Genomic DNA, 20,267 nt, shown 5'->3' on the forward strand with positions numbered 1-20,267 from the left:
CTATTTTTATTTATCTTTTGTCCAATCATAAGATTATTTCCGTCTATTAAATTAATATCTCTTAACTTAATTCAATGAATCTGCAATATATTTTTCTTGATAAGAGTATATTCTTATTCTTCAACATAAAGTAGAGGTAGGCCATTTATATCTACAATCTCTTTGTTTGAAGATTATGTTAACGTTAAAAAGAAGTTGCGAAGGGGATTTAAAATTACAATGTGAATATGCTAAAATTGATAGCTGATTCGCTTTAGCAACGAAATTTAGTGATAATTTGGTTTATTTTTTGTTTCTAACGAAATGCATTTTTATCTTTATGCTATTTTTTACTTTTAATACAATAAATCCATTTTAGCTTAAGTAAGCAAAGCAAATCAGATAAAAGCTTCTATAAATAAGCATGACATATATATCAATATAATTTAAGAAAATATCAATTAATTATGAATATTACAGCATCAAACGTAAACGAAGTTAGCCGTCAAACAGCGTGGATCAGAGTAATAATATTATCATTCGCGGCTTTCGTTTTTAATACAACAGAATTTGTTCCTGTTGCACTGTTAAGTGATATTTCTGAAAGCTTCGGTATGATCCCTGCTCAAACAGGTTTAATGATCACGATATATGCTTGGATTGTTGCTTTAATGTCTCTGCCTTTAATGATAATGACAAGCAAAGTTGAGCGACGTAAGCTACTTATTATTTTATTTATTCTCTTTATTTTAAGTCATATTTTATCTGGTGTAGCATGGGATTTTAAATCACTGATAGCAGGGCGTATAGGTGTTGCGTTTTCTCATGCCGTGTTTTGGTCTATTACCGCATCGCTGGCTGTTAGAATGGCACCAGCGGGTAAACGAGCTCAAGCATTAGGTTTATTAGCAACAGGAACTGCATTAGCAACCGTACTGGGTTTGCCTTTAGGTCGAGTTGTTGGGCAGTGGTTAGGATGGCGAGCAACATTTATGGGAATTGGTGTTTTAGCTTTAATTACCATGTTTGCATTAATGCGCTATTTACCTTTATTACCAAGTGAGCATTCAGGATCATTAAAAAGTGTACCCGTGTTATTAAAACGTGGTCCATTAATGGGTATTTTTCTGTTAACCGTAATCGCGGTTACTACACATTTTACCGCTTATAGTTATATAGAGCCTTTTGTTGTCGATATTGCAAATTTAGATCAAAACTTTGCTACTTTGGTTTTACTCATTTTTGGTGGTGCCGGTATTGTTGGTAGTGTTTTATTTAGTCGTTATAGTACTAAAATGCCAACATCGTTCTTGTTCTTTGCCTTAATTTTGCTGACATTCTGCTTAAGTTTATTAATGATGAGTAGTCAAAGTTTAACGACATTTATTGTGTTGATTATATTTTGGGGTATTGGCTTTATGTGCATTTGTCTTGGAATGCAAGTCAAAGTGATTGATTTAGCTCCTGATGCAACAGATATCGCTATGTCCATTTACTCTGGTATTTTTAATATCGGTATTGGCGCTGGAGCATTGATTGGTAATCAAGTTATCTTACATGCTGGCATGACAAACCTTGGTTATGCTGGAACAATATTAAGTGTTATCGCTGTGGTTTGGTGTGGTTTTATCTTTAATCGCTATCGTGTTTCTATGGGCGGAGAGCCTCGTCAAAAAAATCAACTTCATCAACACTAACTAAGCACTCCCATAATATAAAGGCACTTATTCAATAGAAAAAGTGCCTTTTTTATTTCTTGTAGATGAATATCCTTAATCTCGCTTGTGATAGAATTCACAAAATTGACTTTGTATAGGATTAAGGCGAAAAAATGAATGGATTAACTTACCTAATGTTGGCAATTATATCTGAAGTGATTGCGACGACAATGCTAAAAGCTTCTGATGGTTTTAGCCGATTATATCCATCTATTGTGGTCGTCATTGGTTACTGTTTTTCTTTTTGGGCACTTTCTCAAGTGGTAAGAGTTATGCCATTAGGTATTGCTTATGCAATATGGAGTGGGTTAGGGATAGTTTTAGTTTCTGTTGCGGCTGTGTTTCTCTATCAACAAAAACTTGATTTACCTGCCATTATTGGTATGACTTTAATTATTGCTGGTGTTTTAGTTATAAATCTACTTTCAAAAAGTGCTTCACACTAATAGGAATAACTGGAAGAAATTAGGGTGTCTTTGATGCAAAAGAAATTTAAAACAGCTTGTTATCTATTTATGTTAACTAGCTTTGCTTTTATTGCAGGATGCAGTAATTCAGCGCAGACACAATATTCATCTACACAAGTGGTTAGTAAAAGTCGAACAATACCGACAACCAGCCTTGATATTCCCTTAGATGAATCTGCCAAGGCAACCTGTGTCTTTTCAGGTGGCGTGCCTTCTTTAAACTATGAATTACATGGTGGTCAAACACCAGTGTGTCAATTTGCTAATGGTAAACGTTGTAGTGAACAAGCTTTAATTGAAGGGGCTTGTATTCCAGGTTAAAGCTTATTTTTGGTTGAATGTTTAATCACCAATTTTCTATTATAGAAATAGCCCTTAGTTTATCGCTAAGGGCTATTTTCTTTTTTATTCTTTTGTTTTAAAAGAACTTGTTATTTGGCTCATTAATACTAATAAACCTACAACAAAATAAGCTGAGAAAATAATAAGCATCCATTGTGGCATTTCTAAAGTTAAGAATTGCCATTGGCTGACAGAGCAATCACCAGTTGCTTGGAATACAGCAGGGAACCAATCTTGCAGAGCAAACCAAGAGGGTAAAGTGACAAAAAAGTCACAGGTTGCAAAAGGGGATGGGTTTAGAATAAGTTGTGTATGCTCCCAAGAGAGTTCAATTCCTCGGTATGCAGAATAAATCCATAAAAAACCACCTGCCATACGCATAAGTGCCATCTTAGGTGCTGTCGCCCCAATCAATGCGGCAACTAATATTCCCAATACCGCGATGCGTTGATAGACGCACATTACACAAGGCATTAATTCCATTCCGTACTGAAAATACAATGCAGCACCTTCAAGACCTATTGCTGTTAATGCAAGCAATAGCCATGAAAAACGGCCTTGTGACCAGTGACGAAGAGAAGTCAGCATAATAATATCCATTTAAATATTAAATAAAATAAGTGTATATTCTGCCCAAAAATCAAGCGCAAAAAAAGTTAAAACCCGTTATTTCACAAATATTTACATTCAAGCTTCTTTTAAAGAAGAAAATAGGACTTTTATCAAATAAAAGTCCTATTAATGTGGTGTAACTGTGGTTCTATTGTTATGGAATAGCAACTAAACCAATTTCATAGAACCAATGTGTTGCAGGAACAAGCCAAAATTCAACAGCCAGTAAACCAAGTAATGTCATTACAATTGTGTATGGCAGAGCCATTATCACCATACGACCATAGGATAAACGAATGAGCGGTGATAGTGCTGATGTTAATAAGAACAGGAATGCAGCTTGACCATTTGGAGTGGCAACAGAAGGTAAGTTTGTACCTGTATTAATAGCAACACCAATATGTTCATATTGTGATTGGCTGATTAATCCATCTTGCAATGCAGTTAAAGCTTCACTGATATAAACCGTACCTACAAACACGTTATCTGAAATAGCAGATAGCAGACCATTAAAGAGATAAAAAAGAGACAGTTGTGAGGATTCTGAAGCTTGAAGAACAAACTGAATAATAGGGCCAAATAATTGTTGGTCAATAATAACGGCAACGATAGAGAAGAATACGGTCAATAATGCAGTGAAGGGCAAGGCTTCTTCAAATGCTTTACCAAGAGCATGTTCTTCTGTGATCCCACAAAATGCAGTGGCAAGAATAATAACAGATAAACCGATAATACCGACTTCTGCTAAATGGAGCGCTAAAGCAACAATCAACCAAATACCAATTAATGCTTGGATCATTAGTTGAGCTTTTTCTTGAGAAGTACGTTTTTCACTGTTTTTCTTGTCGTATTCAGTTAGAACTTTACGAACTAAATCAGGTAATTCAGCACCATAACCAAAGAGCTTAAAGCGTTCTACAAAGTAACACACTGCAAGGCCAGCAAAGAAAACAGGAATAGTGACAGGTGACATTCTGATAAAGAAGGTCACAAAATCCCATTCTAAATGTTTTGCAATAATTAGGTTTTGTGGTTCACCTACCATGGTCATTACGCCACCTAACGCAGTACCGACACCGGCATGCATCATTAAGCTACGTAAAAAGGCACGGAATTGTTCTAAAGTTTGTTTTTTTTCTGCGGTATCAATAAATCCATCATTATTTAATTCTGCACCTGATTGATTAGAGGCAAAATTATGATAAATAGAGTAGAAACCGAGAGAGACACTGATTACAACCGCGATTACGGTTAAAGCATCCAAAAAGGCAGATAAAAATGCACTTGCGAAGCAAAAGGCAATAGATAACATTCGTTTAGAACGGATGGATAACAGCAGTTTAGTAAAAGCAAACAGCAATAATTGCTTCATAAAATAGATACCTGCAACCATAAAGACAAGAAGCAAAATCACTTCAAGGTTGTTAGCTATTTCATGACCAATCTGTTTTGGGCTAGTCATACCAATGATGACGGCCTCAATGGCAAGTAATCCTCCGGGTTGTAACGGGTAACACTTTAGCGCCATAGCTAGTGTAAAAATAAATTCTACTACTAACAGCCAACCGGCGACAAAAGGGTCAACAAAGAAAAAAATCACTGGGTTGATAATTAAAAAAGTAAGAATAGCAAGCTTATACCAATCTGGGGAATTTCCCATAAAGTTCTTTAGTAGTGCTTGTCTTATACTCATATCCATTAGGTTTCTCATCCTCCAAATAGAGATTTTAAGCGCAATGATACGCAATTTAACCATAGTACGCGCTAATCGCTGTGAAATTAAGCGCATTAGTAATAATAAATTGATAAAACCACATTAAGTTTTATGATGCCATTCACTATTTAATGATGGTTGAGCTATATCAAAATTACGCATTCTGATATTATCTTTTCCATTATTAGCAGAAAAATCGCTTCGGAAGAAATAAAAATATGGTTATTAAGGCTCAAAGCCCCGCAGGTTTTGCGGAAGAGTATATTGTTGAAAGCATCTGGAATAATCGTTTTCCTCCTGGATCTATTCTTCCAGCGGAACGTGAGCTCTCTGAATTAATCGGTGTTACAAGAACCACATTAAGAGAAGTGCTACAACGCCTTGCTCGTGATGGTTGGTTAACTATTCAACACGGAAAGCCAACGAAGGTAAACAATTTCTGGGAAACATCTGGCCTTAATATCCTTGAAACAGTAGCTCGTCTTGATCATGATCGAGTACCACAGTTAATAGATAATTTATTGGCTGTCAGAACCAATATCTCAGCTATTTTTATACGCACAGCATTTAGAAATAGCCCTGAAAAATGTATTGAAGTTTTAAACCATGAACTTACCACTGAAAATAGTGCTGATGAGTTTAGTGAACTGGATTACAACATTTTTCGTGGATTAGCGTTTGCGTCAGGTAATCCAATTTATGGTCTTATCTTAAATGGCTTAAAAGGGCTTTATACGCGTGTAGGCCGTTATTATTTCTCAAATATTCAAGCCAAAGAACTCGCGTTAGCATTCTATAAAAAGTTGGCTGTATTATGTGAGCAAAAAGATGTCGAGCATGTCATGGAATGCGTTCGTCAATATGGTAAAGACAGTGGTATTATCTGGCAAAGTCTACAGTCACCACTACCTAGTGATCTAGAAGAAGTAAAACGCTAATTACGTTTGCTTCTTTATCACAATAGAAAAACCAGTATTCATATAATTTGTGATACTGGTTTTTTTATGCTTTTAAAAAGTGTAAAAGTGTCATTTTTTAGGCAATGCTTTAAATAGGTTATTTTTAGTAAAAAGAGCAACCAAAATGAGTTAATTAAAGAATTATAATCTGAGTTAATGTATATTTTTAGGTTTTAATAAAATATAGATTTCCTTTTCTTACACCTTAAACTCTCTTCAATTTTAAATAATTTGCTAATCAATATTATTATAATTTATGGTAAAAATTATATCTTATTGATTTTATGCATTAATTAAATAATTATTTTTTGAAAATCACTTGTTGAATAGTAATCAAATGTGACTCAACTCTAAAATTTGCTTTTTTATTAGCCTAGATGATTATTCTATATTGGCTTTTTGTGTATGGAATATTATTCTTATGTTATATCAATGTAAATTATTGGAGTCTTGCCATGAAAGTGATCATCTTAGGTGGCGGCGTTATTGGTGTAACAAGTGCATGGTATCTTGTGCAACAAGGCCATGAAGTCATTGTTGTTGATAGACAAAATAGTGCAGCAGAAGAGACTAGCGCAGGTAATGCAGGTCAAATATCGCCAGGATATGCAACGCCTTGGGGAGCACCAGGTATTCCATTAAAAGCAGTTAAGTGGATGTTCCAAAAGCACGCACCATTAGCGATAAAACCTGATGGCTCACTTTTCCAGTTACGTTGGATGTGGCAAATGTTACGTAATTGTGATGCGTCACATTACACCATGAATAAAAGCCGTATGGTGCGTATTGCTGAATATAGCCGTGATTGCATTCGTCAGTTACGCCAAGATACCGGTATTGAATATGAAGGGCGTCAAGGTGGAACGCTGCAACTTTTTCGCGATCAAAAGCAATTTGATAATGCAGCCAATGATATTGCTGTATTAAAGCAAGAAGGCGTTGCTTATGAATTGTTAACTGCGGATCAATTAAAATTAGCAGAGCCAGCACTTGAGCATGTTAGCCACAAATTGACAGGTGGCTTACGTTTACCGAATGATGAAACCGGTGATTGCCAAACCTTCACAAAAAAACTCGCTAAAATGGCAGAAAATGCCGGTGTTACGTTCCTATTTAACAAAGAAATCAAACATTTGTTATTTGATGGTGATAAAGTAGCGGGCGTTCAATGCCATGATGGATTATTAACAGCTGATCACTATGTTGTTGCTATGGGCTCTTACTCAACAGAGTTTTTGAAAAACAAAGTCGCTATTCCGGTTTATCCTCTTAAAGGTTATTCACTTACGATGCCGATTATTGATGCTTCAAGAGCACCAATGTCCACTATTTTAGATGAAACCTATAAAATTGCGGTAACGCGTTTTGATGAGCGAATTCGTGTTGGTGGAATGGCAGAGGTCGTTGGTTTTAATCTGGATATTTTAAAATCACGCTGTGAAACATTAAAAATGGTTGTACAAGATCTCTATCAAGGTGGTGGTGATATTGAAAAAGCCACATTTTGGACGGGTTTAAGACCGATGACGCCTGACGGTACGCCTATTGTAGGGCCTACAGCTTATCGCAACTTATCATTAAATACAGGACATGGCACATTAGGCTGGACAATGGCATGTGGCTCCGGCCAATTATTGGCTGATTTAATTTCAGGAAATAAACCAGCTATTGCCGCTGATGATTTATCTGTGTTTCGGTATATCGATGGCTTTAATACTAAATTGCTCTTACCAGGGCAAAAACTTGATGCAGCTTATTAATTGAGGAAAAACCATGTCCAGACCCACAAAAGTAACCATTAACCTCGATGCATTAAGCCATAATCTGTCTGTTATTAAAGAGAGAGTCAAGGGCAGCAAAGTGTGGTCTGTTGTGAAAGCAGATGCTTATGGACATGGATTATCCTGTGTTTGGCCAGCATTAAGTCATACCGATGGCTTTGCATTAATTGAGCTAGACAAAGCTGTCATGCTAAGAGAGCAGGGATGGGTAGGGCCTATCCTTTTGCTGGAAGGTTTTTTTAAACCAGAAGATGTTTATTTATTAGAACGTTATTCCTTAACGACAACAATTCATTCTGATTGGCAATTTGATGCTATAGAAAATGCACAATTAGAAAGGCCCATTAATATCTATCTTAAGCTTAACAGTGGAATGAATCGGCTAGGCTACCGACCAGACACTTATAAGCAAGCAATTGCTCGTGCAAAAAGTATCAAAAACATTGGTTCTATTATTCAAATGTCGCATTTTGCTAATGCAGATACGGGATTGAATATGAATGCACAAAAAAATGTTATTAATCAAACTATGGTAAATGAATTACCTCGGTGTTTGGCAAATTCAGCCGCAACACTGTTTGATCCTGAAACTTATCAAGATTGGGTGCGCCCGGGCATTATTTTATATGGTGTTTCGCCTTCAGGTGTTTGGCAAGATATTGCTGATTTCGATTTACAACCCGTAATGACATTTAATAGTGAGATATTAGCTATTCAACAAGTCAAAAAAGGTGAACAGATAGGCTATGGTAGCCGATATACCGCTGAGCGTGATATGCGGATCGCTGTTGTTGCCTGTGGTTATGCTGATGGTTATCCAAGACATGCGCCAGACGGTACACCCGTTATTGTTAATGGGCATAAAACACAATTGGTCGGGCGTATTTCTATGGATATGTTAACCGTTGATGTAACAGATTTTCCTGATGTCAATTACGGTAGTCCGGTTGAATTATGGGGAGAGCAACTTCCTGTTGATGATGTCGCAACGGCATGTGGCACTATTGGTTACGAATTATTGTGTGCAATTGCACCAAGAGTGACTGTTGAAGTGATGATAAATCTACCTAATTCCACTTTTTCTGATCTAAATGAAAGTTGTTGATAATCACTAAACTAGAATAAGCTTAAATTTATTTTGATTTGGTGATCCTATGAGTAACGGCATTGCATTGCGTGTGAAAGGAAAGGTTCAAGGCGTTGGATTTCGCCCATTTGTTTGGCAACTCGCCCATCGTTTTGGTTTATTAGGGCAAGTAAGTAATGATAGTTTAGGTGTATTGGTACATTTAACTCCTTCACCTAAAAATGCGCTCTTTATCGAAGCATTAAAAGCAGAATGTCCACCACTAGCACGCATTGAACGTATCGAAGAATCACTCTATCAATGGGAACAGTTACCCACAGACTTTATTATTGTAAAAAGTGGTGGTGGCGAAATGGATACACAAATTGTTCCTGATGCAACAACTTGCCAAGCTTGTATAGATGAATTGTTTGATCCGCAAAATCGTCGTTATCATTATCCTTTTATTAACTGCACACATTGCGGTCCTCGTTTTACTATCATAAAAAAAATGCCTTACGATAGGCCTTTTACTTCAATGTCTGAGTTTCCATTCTGTCCTGAATGTAAACATGAATATGAAGATCCCGCAGATAGACGGTTTCATGCTCAGCCTAATGCATGTCCTGTCTGTGGACCCCATATCTGGCTTGAAGATAATCAGAGTAAAGAGCTAGCAACAAAAGAGCTTGCATTAACTCAAGCTTGTGAAGCGTTACTTGCTGGAAAGATTGTTGCCGTTAAAGGTATCGGTGGTTTTCATTTAGTATGTGATGCACGCAATAATGAGAGTGTTGCATTATTACGAGAGCGCAAATATCGACCTGCGAAGCCTCTCGCTGTGATGCTCACAGGAATTGATCAAATTAAAGCAGATAAGCAAGATCCAGATTTTCTTTCAACTGCTATCCAAGCGTTGCAAAGCACTGCTGCCCCAATTGTATTAATCCCCAAAACAGTTGCACCTAAACTTGCGGAGCTTATTGCGCCAGGATTAACTGAAATTGGTGTTATGCTGCCAGCCAATCCACTGCAACATCTATTAGCGCGTGGTACAAATATTCCACTTGTTATGACATCTGGTAATGCGTCAGGTCATACGCCAGCATTAAGTAACGAAGATGCCTTAATGCAATTGAAAGATATTGCAGATTTATTCTTAATGCACAATAGAGAGATCATACAAAGAGCTGATGACTCACTTGTTCGCATTGAGGGTAAACAGAGCGTGATGATCAGACGCTCTCGTGGTTATGTCCCAGATGCTATTTCATTACCGGAAGACTTTGGAGCACAACCCTCAGTACTCGCGATGGGGGGCGATCTCAAAAATGTATTTTGCCTATTACGCCAACATCAAGCCATTATGGGGCCTCATTTAGGGGATCTGGATGATTTAAGTGTGAGACAGCAGTTGGTAAAGTCGTTGGCTCTCTTTCAGCAAATTTATCGTTTTACACCTAAAGCGATTGCGATAGATGCACATCCTAACTACATTAGCCATCAGTTGGGTAAGCAGTTTGCTCAAGAGCAAAATATTCCTCTCATTGAAGTCTCTCATCATCATGCACATATTGTTTCCTGCCTTGCTGAACATGGTCATACACACCAACAAGGTGCTGTCATTGGTATTGCGCTTGATGGATTAGGCTTTGGACAAGATGGCACGTTATGGGGAGGAGAGTGTCTGCTGGTGGACTATCAAAATTCAGAGCGGATTGGTGGGCTTCCGGCTGTCGCTATGCCCGGAGGTAATCTTGCCTCGATTCAACCTTGGAGAAACTGGTTCGCACATTTAGCTACTTTTTCTGAAGATTGGCAAGGTAGTGTAATCGCCCAAATGGTGCCTAGCAATGATTTGCAGATATTAAGTAAGGCCGTAGAGCGTGGTTTAAATTCGCCTAAAGCCTCTTCTTGTGGACGTTTTTTTGATGCGGTTTCAGCATCATTGGGATTAGCCCCTAAAGAGATAAGTTGGGAAGGTGAAGCGGCTTGCTATCTACAAACAGCAGCATTAGCGTGTCATCAAGAAAAACAGGCAGGAATAATTAAGCAATATGGGCATTTAATGCCAGTAAAAAATAGTGTGCTTGATTTGTCGGTTTTTTGGTCGCAGTGGGAAAGTGTAGCGCTGAATGTCAGTGAAAAAGCATGGTTATTTCATTATCTATTAGCTGAAGGTTTAGGCGATATTGCATTGCAATATGCAGATAAATATCAGATTGACACCATTGTACTTACGGGGGGGGTATTAAATAATACATTACTCAAACATCTGTTTAAGAAAAAATTAAACAATAAAAAAGTACTCGCCCCTATGATGTTACCAGCCGGAGACGGTGGTATTGCTTTAGGGCAAGCACTGATTGCTACACATTTAATGCACAACTAAAATGATTATAGGTAAAATAATACCAGTTTTAGTTATTTGTGACTGAAATAGGTTTTTGGTTGCTACTTTATTAATGACAATATGGAAAATCATCGTGAGTAATAAGAAGATTATCATTTCTTTAGCCGTTATTGCAGGACTTAGCACACCAGCAGCATTTGCTGGAGAATGGTCAATTGGTGGTTCAGTCTTAGCACAAGTCACTCCTTATAAAGGGGCTAAATCAAAAGATTATTTATTACCAGTACCACAAGTTAACTACCAGTCAGAAAACTTTTATTTCGCAACGTTAGCTGCGGGATATTACCTGTGGAATACACCTAAAGATCAACTTTCTGTTGATTTGCACTATTATCCTCAGGCTTATAAACCAAGTGATAGTGACGATGAGCAAATGAAAAAACTGAATCGTCGTCGTGACACCATGATGGGTGGCTTTACTTATAAACACCATGAATCATGGGGTAGCTTAAGAGCGATTGTTTCTGGTGATATGCTGGGTAAAAGTAATGGTATTATTGCTGATGCTGCCTATTTATATCCTTTCGAATTAGGTAATTGGTCTTTCCAACCTGGTGCGGGTATTGTTTGGGAAAACAAAAAGCAAAATCGTTATGCGTATGGTATTACTCATGCAGAATCACAGCGTAGTGGTTTAGCTGAATACACACCAAATGATAGCTGGAGACCTTATGTTGAACTCTCTGCTAACTATAAATTTGCCGAAAAATGGAATTTCTTTGCTATGGGGCGTGTTGACCATTTACCAAGTGAAGTTAAAGATAGCCCAATGGTGAATAAATCTGTTACTGCGATTGTGTGGACAGGTGTGACTTACACATTCTAATTAGCAGAAATCTGACTAGAATTTAGTGAGATTAATGATGATAAAAAAGCTTCGATTTAAATTCGAAGCTTTTTTTATTATGGGCTTTAGCCAGTTTAAGTCGCGTCAGCGTCTTAAATATAAAACCACCCGCTATGCGGGTGGGTATTAAAGGTTATACCAAGAAAAACACCTTTCCGTTACGATATAGATGTTCAAGCTAATATTCGTAACTTAAATAAGGAAAGGTGTTTATGGGCATTAAAGCACAAAGCTCAGCACATACAAAGTGGCTGTGTAAATACCATATCGTCTTTTCGCCGAAATATAGACGGAAAGTGATTTTTAATAAAATTCGTTCAAGTATAGGTGAAATCCTTCGAGACCTTTGTAAATATAAAGGTGTGGAAATAATCGAAGGGCATCTTATGCCAGATCATGTTCATATGTTAGTGAGTATTCCACCGAAGATATGCGTATCAAGTTTCATGGGATATTTGAAAGGTAAAAGTTCGTTGATGATCTTTGATAGACATGCCAATCTCAAATATAAATTTGGCAACAGAAAGTTTTGGGCGGAAGGGTTCTATGTCACAACAGTTGGACTCAATGAAGCCACAATTCAAAAGTATATCAGAGAGCAAGAAAAGTCGGATTTAATCTCGGATAAATTGAGCAGTAAAGAATATGAAAACCCCTTCAAGGGGTAAGCCAAAGTAGCAAAGACACTTAGCTTGAACGAAGAGAAAGCAGCGTCATTTAGGCGCAGTCGGTAACAAGCCCTTATAGGGCAAGAGCAAACCACCCGTTTTACGGGTGGTTATGATTGTCTAAAATGCCAGCAAATACTTTATTTTTCAGCAATATTCTTACGAACACGGACTACCAAAGATAAACGGCCAGGATGAACGTTATCTGGTTTTAATGGCTGGTGGATACGTGCGGTTTCTACACAAGCCATTTTACGATAACCGCCAGAACTCATATCTTTCATTGAACTTGCAAGCTCTGCGCCGGGGTTCCAACACACGACATCACTATGGTGATAATGATGAACTTCAATTGTGCGATCCCAACCATCATCATGAATGAGATTAAAATCATCAGGCTCCGTATAAAGCCTGTCAGTGCGTCCATTAAAGCGTAATGAGGTTTCATCAGTGTAAACCTCTTTATCTGCCACTGTGTCAATGTAGTGGCCTCCTAGGCCAGTTACAGAGACATTATCGATATCACTCACATTAAAATAAGAATGAAGGGCAGCCGTCGCCTCATAATCACCATAAGATTCTAATTCAACCTCACAGGTTGCTCCTAATTTAAAACGAGCAATAACAGTAAAGGGATGAGGCCAATATTTTTGTGTTTGTTGACTCTCTTTTAATGTCATGGTGATGAGGACACCATCATCTTGTTCTGTATGAGCACTAAATTCCCAAGGAAGAATACGTGCAAATCCATGACTTGGTGTACCTGCTGAAGCAAACCAAGGCCAGCAAATAGGGATACCACCACGAATGGCTACACCTGGAGTGAAGAGAGAGGCTTCACTTACCCAAAATACAGGATGTTCTTGTGCAGGTTGCCAAGCGATTAAATGTGCGCCTTGAAGGCTGATAGCTGCACGTACTTTAGGATGTGAAATAACAAGGATAGGAAGTTCGCCTAATTGCCGACGACTTAAGTAAGGTGATATTTGTTCAATAATCGGCAAAGAAAAAATTTTCTCATTCATTATTTTATGACCTTATGTCACTGACTATTTCAATACAATAAACTGACTGGCTAGAAAATAAAAGAGCCACCGGAAAGGTGGCTCTAAAAGAAATCGTGACTTTCTAAACTCTAATTATTTAGAGATATGAGAAATCAGATCCAGAACTTTGTTTGAATAACCAACTTCGTTATCGTACCAAGCAACTAATTTAACAAAGTTGTCGTTCAGAGCGATACCTGCTTTAGCATCAAATACTGAAGTCAGAACTTCGCCGTTGAAGTCAGTTGAAACAACTGCATCTTCAGTGTAACCCAGAACGCCTTTCAGTTCGCCTTCAGCTGCTGCTTTGATAGCGTCACAGATTTGAGCGTAAGTTGCTGGTTTTTCCAGACGTGCAGTCAGGTCAACAACAGAAACGTTAGGAGTAGGAACACGGAAAGACATACCAGTCAGTTTGCCGTTCAGTTCAGGGATAACTTTACCTACAGCTTTAGCAGCACCAGTTGATGAAGGGATGATGTTTTGAGAAGCACCACGACCACCACGCCAGTCTTTTGCAGATGGACCATCAACAGTACGTTGAGTTGCAGTTGTTGCGTGAACAGTAGTCATCAGGCCTTCAACGATACCGAAGTTGTCGTTGATAACTTTAGCTAAAGGCGCTAAGCAGTTAGTAGTACAAGATGCGTTAGAAACGATATCTTGGCCTGCGTATGATTTATGGTTTACGCCCATTACGAACATTGGAGTGCTGTCTTTTGAAGGACCAGTCAGAACAACTTTTTTCGCGCCAGCTTGGATGTGTTTACGAGCAGTTTCGTCAGTTAAGAACAGACCAGTTGCTTCTGCAACAACGTCAGCACCGACTTCGTTCCATTTCAGATTTGCTGGATCTCTTTCTGAAGTTACGCGGATGGTTTTACCATTAACAACGAGGTGGCCATCTTTTACTTCAACAGTACCGTTGAAACGGCCATGAGTTGAATCGTATTTCAGCATGTATGCCATGTAGTCTGCGTCTAACAGATCGTTAATACCTACGATTTCGATATCTGAACGTTCTTGAGCAGCACGGAAAACGATGCGGCCGATACGACCAAAACCATTAATACCTACTTTGATAGTCATATGTATTCCACCAGCTTTAATTTAGTGAATTAAAAAGTTGCTTCTAAAGTTACCAAAACCGCGCCAATCGTCAAGCGGAATCGTGTCAATAATTGCAAAAAATCAATTAAAAAAACACTTTTCGCTTAAAGATTGGTCGTTTTAGCCAAATGTTACGCTGTGTATTATCGGGATCAACGCCGATAAATGAAGTTACCTTTGCTCCGTTATGTGAAATTCATCACATTTCAAAAACTAAAGATTACTCTTGATGATTTTAGACTATATTTTTCAGATTTGTTGTTAAATCTTTGTTATTATTCACTGTTGTTTTAAAAAGCATTTTTCTGGGCAAGAGGTCGATATGGCAGATAATGAAAAGAATGTGAATATTTCAAGTAATAACAATCACCTTGATTTATCAACACTCAATGAAATGCAACGTTATGTGACGCAACAGCAAGGCACAGAACCTCCGTTTAGTGGTAAATTATTACACAATCGTCAAACAGGGATTTATCACTGTTTATGTTGTTCTGCTCCCTTGTTTTATTCAGAGACGAAATTTGATGCAGGATGTGGTTGGCCTAGCTTTTATCAACCCGTTAATGATAATGCAATTCGCTATATTGATGATTTTTCTCATAATATGAAAAGAACTGAAATACGTTGCCAGCAATGTGATGCACATTTAGGTCATGTTTTTAATGATGGCCCAGCCCCTACAGGGGAGCGTTATTGTGTTAATTCAGCATCTCTTTCATTTACGAATAGTGAAACAGGCGAAAAACAAGTCGGTTAATCCAGTTAAATTAACAAAATAATAACAATGGAAAAAACGATTCAGCCATTTCAATAGATTATTTAGCTTATGGAGCAATCAATGGAAGTTAATGAACTTATTTCGATGGTAACCCCTGAAATTTACCAACGTATTTCAACCGCAGTTGAATTGGGTAAATGGCCTGATGGTGTTGCATTGACTGATGAGCAAAAAGAACATTGCATGCAGATTGTTTTATTATGGCAGGCGAAAAATAACCACACACCTGAGCATATGACAGTGGGAACTAATGGGCAAATTACCATGAAGAGCAAACAAGAATTAAAAGCTCAGTTTCAATCTGAACGTTTGGCAACACTAACACCAATGGATGATGACTAAAACGTGTGTTAAATGGATAGAGTAGAGATAAAAAAGGGGAAATCATTAACCAAACTGGTTAAAATTAACCCTTTTTTTGTTTTATGAAGATAGAGAAAATAACGAACCTATTGAGTGTTACGATTAAGCCAATGTGCTGAATCAATTAATACCGCACCTTTTGCCTGCATTTCTTCTAGTGCTTTTTCACTATCATTATCTTGAATATTTACACCGCGACAACCGTCAGTAATAACAGATACTTGATAACCTAACTGTAAAGCATCCAGTACTGTAAATTTAACGCAGTAATCAGTAGCAATACCCAGAATATAAAGATGCTTTATATTAAGCGTTTGCAAAAGGGTATGTAAGCCCGTCTGATATTCATGGTCGTTATCAAAAAAGGCACTATAACTATCAATAAGACGATTTTGCCCTTTGTAAATAATATGGTTAATCAATGTTTGGTTTAATTCAGGGTGAAATTCAGCGCCGTGAGAATTTTGTACACAATGCACAGGCCACCACACTTGTGGTAATCCATTAAGCGTTCCAATTTCCCCTACAACGGTACCTGAATTTTCAGCAAAGCTAAGATGATCGGCAGGGTGCCAATCTAAACTTGCAATAATCGGGCTTTTAGTTTGCTTGAAACCATTAATGAGCTGATTGGCTGTTTGAATAACCATCTCACTCTCGTTAACAGCTAAAGCACCCCCTGTACAAAAATCGTTTTGTATATCAACCAGTAATAGCGCAGAGTTTTTCACAAAAATTGCCCTTTTATTAAACTTAGTCGTTATCGTCTAATGTCATTTCACCGCGAAGGTTTTGTTGCATTAGTCGGCAGATCTCAGTGTAATTATATTGTTGGCTAAGGAGATAATGCAGTTTAGTTAATGTTGCTTCAAATGTCATATCAAAGCCACTGATCACACCCACTTCTGCTAATGCTTGACCTGTTGCATAACCTTCCATATTCACTCGACCAGAAATACATTGAGTAAGGTTGATAACAACAATGCCACGCTCAGTTGCTTCACGTAGGGTTGAAAGTAGAGCAGGATGCGATGGCGCATTACCAACACCATAAGAGCGCAATATTAAGGCTTTTACAGGTTGCATCAGGATATTTTTAACAACTTCATCTGAAAGACCTGGATAAATGGTGACAACACCAATCGGCTGAGGCGTAATATTATGTGCAGTAAATTCGCCATTTCCTTTAGGAAATGAATTAATTTTAAATTGTTTAATATTAATCCCCGCTTCTAACAGTGGGGCGCTATTTGGTGATGCAAAAGCATTAAAACCATCTGCATGTGCTTTTACTGTGCGGTTTCCACGATACAGCGTATTATTAAAAAATAGCGCCACTTCATTAATTGGGTGATGTGCTGCGAGGTAAAGCGCATTTAATAGGTTTGTTTGCCCGTCAGAACGTAAGGCTTCTAAAGGAATTTGAGAGCCAGTAACGATAATCGGTTTGCTAAGATTCTCAAACATAAAAGAGAGTGCTGATGCGGTAAATGCCATGGTATCTGTACCATGAAGAATAACGAACCCATCATAGTTGTGATAATTTTCATTAATATCATCAGCAATGGATTGCCAATCTTCTGGTGTGATATTTGAAGAATCAATTAAAGGAAGGTGCTCTTTGATTGTGAAATCGGGCATTTCCTCACGGTGGAATTCTGGCATTTTAGCTAATTGGCGTTGTAAATGTCCTGATACAGGAATATAACCATGTTCAGAATGTTGCATGCCAATAGTACCGCCAGTATAAACAACGTAGATTGATTTCTTTTGCATCAGACAAAGCACTCTTATTAAGCTGTGAGAAATACCTGATTATAGGGAGTTTGCAGAATAAAAAAAGGAAAGGATGCTAAAAAAAGAAAATAGGGACTGACTAATATCTGCTTTAAATCATTGCGTTAAAAATAGCTTAAATGCAAATGAATAAATATCGTTCAGCAGAATATCATTCTATCAAAAGTCAGAAAAAAGAGAGAAATGCACCTGCTCAGTGTGAGCAGGTGCATAAACGGAAAAGATTATTGAATATCACCACAAGATAAACAATACGCATAGCGATTTAGCGGATCGTTCATATTGCGATAAAACTCTGTCTGTGTTTTAACTTCTTTTAAAACAGGAGCTGGTAAATAAGCTTGTAATGGATCAGGAATAAGCGCTTTTGCGTTAGACGATAAACTCATTATGATCTGCTCTGACAGACTTAATTCAGGTTTCATCCAATCAATAACAGGTTGGTCAATTTTTGCCATTTTAGCAACGGCATCAATAGCATCATCAAAATCACCAAACTCATCGACTAAATCCACATTCTTTGCATCTATTCCTACCCATACTCGACCTTGAGCAATACGATCAATTTGAGCGGGTGTTTTTTTACGAGAGTCTGCAACTAAATTAAGAAACGTTTTATAACCACTTTCGATATTGAGTTGTAAAAGCTCTGCAAATTCTTCAGGTAGTTTATTTGTGACAGATAATCCGGCTAATGGTGAAGTTGTGACGCCATCAGTATAAACACCAATAGACTCTAGGCTGTTTTCAAATGTATTAATAACGCCAAAAATACCAATAGAGCCTGTTAATGTTGAAGGGCTAGCAATAATCTTATTTGCAGGGGTTGAGATCCAATATCCGCCTGATGCAGCCATGCCGCCCATTGATACAACCACATGTTTTTTCTGTTGTTTAAAAGCGGCAACTTCACTGCGTATTTGCTCTGAAGCTGAAACACTACCACCAGGGCTATTTACACGTAATACAAGCGCTTTAATGTTCGGATCTAAACGTGCTTGGCGAATTTGATTAGCAATAGTTGAACCACCCGCTGAGCCGGGGATGCTTTCACCATCAATAATGGCACCTTGAACAACCACTACGGCAATGTTTCCTTCGTCACTTGCAGGCAATGAAGAGGTTAGCGTGTCGGCATAATCATAAATGCTGATATTGTTAAATTGATTATTCTCTTTATCCCATTGGAAGGTTTCTGTCATGTCTGCCTCAAATTGAGCGTATGAGCTTACAGAATCCACTAATTTACGATTTAGTGCATAAGTTGCGTTATCCCCATCTGCATTGCGTAGTTGTGCAATCATCTCTTTTGCACCAGGGAAAACATCTTCAATAGTAATGCTACGGTTTTCTGCAACTTGGGTTAAATATGTAGACCACAGGGCATTTACTAAACGTAATGAAGCTTCTCGAGATTCCGCAGACATATCATTACGCATTAATGGCTCAACCGCAGATTTATACGTACCGACACGGAAAATATGAGTGCTGACTTTTAAATTTTCTAGCAGTGTTTTGTAATAGAGATTTTGAAAGCCAAAACCATAAATACCCACAGCACCTTGAGGTGTAAGATAAATTTTATCTGCATAAGAGGCGAGATAGTATTGTGGCTGGCTGTAATAGCCACTTACTGCAAAAATTGGCTTACCTGTCTTTTTAAATTCATTAAGGGCTTTACCAATATAATTTAGCGAGGGTTGATCTGCCCCTGCAAATTCATCAAGTTTGAGCACCATACCTTTAATTTTCGGATCTTGAGAAGCTAGGCGTAGCGTATCGACAACTTCAAATAATGAATTTTCTTGAAGCTGGCTACTTGAAACACCTAAAAGCTCCCGTCCAACTTCTCCTAAAGGATTTTGGGTTGCAGTTTGGTCAACAATCACACCTTTAAGATCAACAAGAAGGGCACCCTCATAATCCATCGGTTTTTGTGCTTCTTTGCTAATTAAGAAAATACCAATGACCATAAAGAGAAGAAAAAAGAAAATAACGTTTAAGATTAATTTCCTGATAAAGTTAATGGCTTGCCAACTAAATTTTAATATTGCGCCGATTAACTCCATAATTTTATTCATATTATCTCCACATCATGTAAAGCTGAAATTTAATCCTAAACAGTCATGCTAGAATTATTAGTAAGCAGGTTACATCCACATAATCTCATACTATTAAAACAAAAAATGTTGTTAGCAATAGAGAGAATAGCAATAGCAATGAAGGAATATTCTAATATAGCTCTTATGGAATGTCTGTTATTGATTTTTAGAAAACCATTAATGATAACTTTTGCTTAACGTGTTATTAAGTAAACATTTATTTTACGTGAAAATATCTAAAAAAAGTCACATAAAAAGGCATCAAAGTAATATAAGAAATAGTCGAATTATAAAGGAAAGTAGGTTCAAAATAAGTTTAAATTAACTTAGGCAAGTTAAGATTAATCATTTTGTGAACAATAAATTACGATTAAATAACCACACAGCTGATTTTTAGAAAAATTCCCGCCTAAATCTGTGGATGGTGGTAATATAACAGTTTGTTATACTGCGAATTGATAAGAACTGTCCATCCCCATAAGAATGGGATCTTGCTAAAATA

18 protein-coding genes are annotated in these 20,267 nt (G+C 37.5%); 11 read left to right on the forward strand and 7 right to left on the reverse strand.

Annotated features, from left to right (window positions below; all coding sequences use genetic code 11):
- Positions 1 to 446 precede the first annotated feature (446 nt).
- The 3 genes from GTK47_RS11310 (at position 447) to GTK47_RS11320 (ending at position 2,485) form a co-directional block, all read left to right on the forward strand.
- Complete coding sequence (locus GTK47_RS11310; RefSeq protein ID WP_165123257.1) at positions 447 to 1,676, forward strand: sugar transporter; 1,230 nt, start codon at positions 447 to 449, stop codon at positions 1,674 to 1,676.
- Positions 1,677 to 1,810: 134 nt separating this feature from the next.
- Positions 1,811 to 2,143, forward strand: coding sequence for an SMR family transporter (locus GTK47_RS11315; protein WP_165123259.1), 333 nt, complete (start codon positions 1,811 to 1,813; stop codon positions 2,141 to 2,143).
- Between the two features lie 33 nt (positions 2,144 to 2,176).
- Positions 2,177 to 2,485 carry a DUF333 domain-containing protein gene (locus tag GTK47_RS11320; protein WP_098942547.1) on the forward strand — a complete coding sequence of 103 codons (309 nt, stop codon included), beginning with the start codon at positions 2,177 to 2,179 and terminating at the stop codon, positions 2,483 to 2,485.
- Between the two features lie 84 nt (positions 2,486 to 2,569).
- On the opposite strand, the gene dsbB is transcribed toward GTK47_RS11320, so the two are convergent.
- Both dsbB and nhaB read right to left on the reverse strand, forming a co-directional pair.
- Complete coding sequence (gene dsbB, locus GTK47_RS11325; protein WP_165123261.1) at positions 2,570 to 3,094, reverse strand: disulfide bond formation protein DsbB; 525 nt, start codon at positions 3,092 to 3,094, stop codon at positions 2,570 to 2,572.
- Positions 3,095 to 3,272: 178 nt separating this feature from the next.
- On the reverse strand, positions 3,273 to 4,817 hold the full coding sequence (gene nhaB, locus GTK47_RS11330; RefSeq protein ID WP_165123263.1) for a sodium/proton antiporter NhaB: 1,545 nt from the start codon (positions 4,815 to 4,817) through the stop codon (positions 3,273 to 3,275).
- 233 nt (positions 4,818 to 5,050) lie between these two features.
- Here nhaB and fadR point away from each other — a divergent pair, with 233 nt between their 5' ends.
- From fadR to tnpA, 6 genes are all read left to right on the forward strand, one after another.
- Positions 5,051 to 5,770 carry a fatty acid metabolism transcriptional regulator FadR gene (gene fadR, locus GTK47_RS11335; RefSeq protein WP_072064116.1) on the forward strand — a complete coding sequence of 240 codons (720 nt, stop codon included), beginning with the start codon at positions 5,051 to 5,053 and terminating at the stop codon, positions 5,768 to 5,770.
- Positions 5,771 to 6,246: 476 nt separating this feature from the next.
- The gene (locus GTK47_RS11340; protein ID WP_165123265.1) at positions 6,247 to 7,551 is read left to right on the forward strand and encodes a D-amino acid dehydrogenase; all 1,305 of its coding nucleotides are present in this window, start codon (positions 6,247 to 6,249) and stop codon (positions 7,549 to 7,551) included.
- Positions 7,552 to 7,564: 13 nt separating this feature from the next.
- A complete protein-coding gene (gene alr / locus GTK47_RS11345) occupies positions 7,565 to 8,677 on the forward strand; it encodes an alanine racemase (RefSeq protein ID WP_165123267.1) in 1,113 nt (370 codons plus the stop codon).
- A gap of 49 nt (positions 8,678 to 8,726) precedes the next feature.
- Positions 8,727 to 11,030, forward strand: a complete 2,304-nt coding sequence (gene hypF / locus GTK47_RS11350; protein ID WP_165123269.1) for a carbamoyltransferase HypF — start codon at positions 8,727 to 8,729, stop codon at positions 11,028 to 11,030.
- Between the two features lie 94 nt (positions 11,031 to 11,124).
- Positions 11,125 to 11,877: a MipA/OmpV family protein gene (locus GTK47_RS11355; RefSeq protein WP_109401757.1), complete on the forward strand. Its 753-nt coding sequence runs from the start codon at positions 11,125 to 11,127 to the stop codon at positions 11,875 to 11,877.
- A 233-nt stretch (positions 11,878 to 12,110) separates the two neighbouring features.
- Positions 12,111 to 12,566, forward strand: coding sequence for an IS200/IS605 family transposase (tnpA, locus tag GTK47_RS11360; RefSeq protein ID WP_165121832.1), 456 nt, complete (start codon positions 12,111 to 12,113; stop codon positions 12,564 to 12,566).
- Between the two features lie 140 nt (positions 12,567 to 12,706).
- Here the strand turns inward: tnpA and GTK47_RS11365 are convergent, their stop codons facing one another.
- Both GTK47_RS11365 and gapA read right to left on the reverse strand, forming a co-directional pair.
- A complete protein-coding gene (locus GTK47_RS11365) occupies positions 12,707 to 13,591 on the reverse strand; it encodes a D-hexose-6-phosphate mutarotase (RefSeq protein ID WP_075673880.1) in 885 nt (294 codons plus the stop codon).
- 114 nt (positions 13,592 to 13,705) lie between these two features.
- The gene (gapA, locus tag GTK47_RS11370) at positions 13,706 to 14,701 is read right to left on the reverse strand and encodes a glyceraldehyde-3-phosphate dehydrogenase (protein WP_023581959.1); all 996 of its coding nucleotides are present in this window, start codon (positions 14,699 to 14,701) and stop codon (positions 13,706 to 13,708) included.
- A gap of 343 nt (positions 14,702 to 15,044) precedes the next feature.
- Between gapA and msrB the strand changes: the two genes are divergently transcribed.
- Together msrB and GTK47_RS11380 are read left to right on the forward strand one after the other, a co-directional pair.
- Positions 15,045 to 15,482 carry a peptide-methionine (R)-S-oxide reductase MsrB gene (gene msrB / locus GTK47_RS11375; RefSeq protein WP_165123271.1) on the forward strand — a complete coding sequence of 146 codons (438 nt, stop codon included), beginning with the start codon at positions 15,045 to 15,047 and terminating at the stop codon, positions 15,480 to 15,482.
- Between the two features lie 81 nt (positions 15,483 to 15,563).
- Positions 15,564 to 15,845: a DUF1315 family protein gene (locus GTK47_RS11380; RefSeq protein WP_036912841.1), complete on the forward strand. Its 282-nt coding sequence runs from the start codon at positions 15,564 to 15,566 to the stop codon at positions 15,843 to 15,845.
- Positions 15,846 to 15,952: 107 nt separating this feature from the next.
- On the opposite strand, the gene pncA is transcribed toward GTK47_RS11380, so the two are convergent.
- From pncA to sppA, 3 genes are all read right to left on the reverse strand, one after another.
- On the reverse strand, positions 15,953 to 16,597 hold the full coding sequence (gene pncA, locus GTK47_RS11385; protein WP_165123273.1) for a bifunctional nicotinamidase/pyrazinamidase: 645 nt from the start codon (positions 16,595 to 16,597) through the stop codon (positions 15,953 to 15,955).
- A 22-nt stretch (positions 16,598 to 16,619) separates the two neighbouring features.
- Positions 16,620 to 17,642 (reverse strand): asparaginase, encoded by a 1,023-nt coding sequence (gene ansA, locus GTK47_RS11390; RefSeq protein WP_088495357.1) that lies wholly within the window; start codon positions 17,640 to 17,642, stop codon positions 16,620 to 16,622.
- A gap of 245 nt (positions 17,643 to 17,887) precedes the next feature.
- The gene (gene sppA, locus GTK47_RS11395) at positions 17,888 to 19,744 is read right to left on the reverse strand and encodes a signal peptide peptidase SppA (RefSeq protein WP_165123275.1); all 1,857 of its coding nucleotides are present in this window, start codon (positions 19,742 to 19,744) and stop codon (positions 17,888 to 17,890) included.
- Positions 19,745 to 20,267: the final 523 nt, after the last annotated feature.

It is taken from the genome of Proteus sp. ZN5, assembly GCF_011046025.1.
Classification (GTDB): domain Bacteria; phylum Pseudomonadota; class Gammaproteobacteria; order Enterobacterales; family Enterobacteriaceae; genus Proteus.

Bases quoted from the DNA above. Each gene is read 5' to 3' on its own strand.
- GTK47_RS11310 (WP_165123257.1), top strand. From the start codon at position 447: ATGAATATTACAGCATCAAACGTAAACGAAGTTAGCCGTCAAACAGCG.
- GTK47_RS11315 (WP_165123259.1), top strand. From the start codon at position 1,811: ATGAATGGATTAACTTACCTAATGTTGGCAATTATATCTGAAGTGATT.
- GTK47_RS11320 (WP_098942547.1), top strand. From the start codon at position 2,177: ATGCAAAAGAAATTTAAAACAGCTTGTTATCTATTTATGTTAACTAGC.
- dsbB (WP_165123261.1), bottom strand. From the start codon at position 3,094: ATGCTGACTTCTCTTCGTCACTGGTCACAAGGCCGTTTTTCATGGCTA.
- nhaB (WP_165123263.1), bottom strand. From the start codon at position 4,817: ATGGATATGAGTATAAGACAAGCACTACTAAAGAACTTTATGGGAAAT.
- fadR (WP_072064116.1), top strand. From the start codon at position 5,051: ATGGTTATTAAGGCTCAAAGCCCCGCAGGTTTTGCGGAAGAGTATATT.
- GTK47_RS11340 (WP_165123265.1), top strand. From the start codon at position 6,247: ATGAAAGTGATCATCTTAGGTGGCGGCGTTATTGGTGTAACAAGTGCA.
- alr (WP_165123267.1), top strand. From the start codon at position 7,565: ATGTCCAGACCCACAAAAGTAACCATTAACCTCGATGCATTAAGCCAT.
- hypF (WP_165123269.1), top strand. From the start codon at position 8,727: ATGAGTAACGGCATTGCATTGCGTGTGAAAGGAAAGGTTCAAGGCGTT.
- tnpA (WP_165121832.1), top strand. From the start codon at position 12,111: ATGGGCATTAAAGCACAAAGCTCAGCACATACAAAGTGGCTGTGTAAA.
- GTK47_RS11365 (WP_075673880.1), bottom strand. From the start codon at position 13,591: ATGAATGAGAAAATTTTTTCTTTGCCGATTATTGAACAAATATCACCT.
- gapA (WP_023581959.1), bottom strand. From the start codon at position 14,701: ATGACTATCAAAGTAGGTATTAATGGTTTTGGTCGTATCGGCCGCATC.
- msrB (WP_165123271.1), top strand. From the start codon at position 15,045: ATGGCAGATAATGAAAAGAATGTGAATATTTCAAGTAATAACAATCAC.
- GTK47_RS11380 (WP_036912841.1), top strand. From the start codon at position 15,564: ATGGAAGTTAATGAACTTATTTCGATGGTAACCCCTGAAATTTACCAA.
- ansA (WP_088495357.1), bottom strand. From the start codon at position 17,642: ATGCAAAAGAAATCAATCTACGTTGTTTATACTGGCGGTACTATTGGC.
- sppA (WP_165123275.1), bottom strand. From the start codon at position 19,744: ATGAATAAAATTATGGAGTTAATCGGCGCAATATTAAAATTTAGTTGG.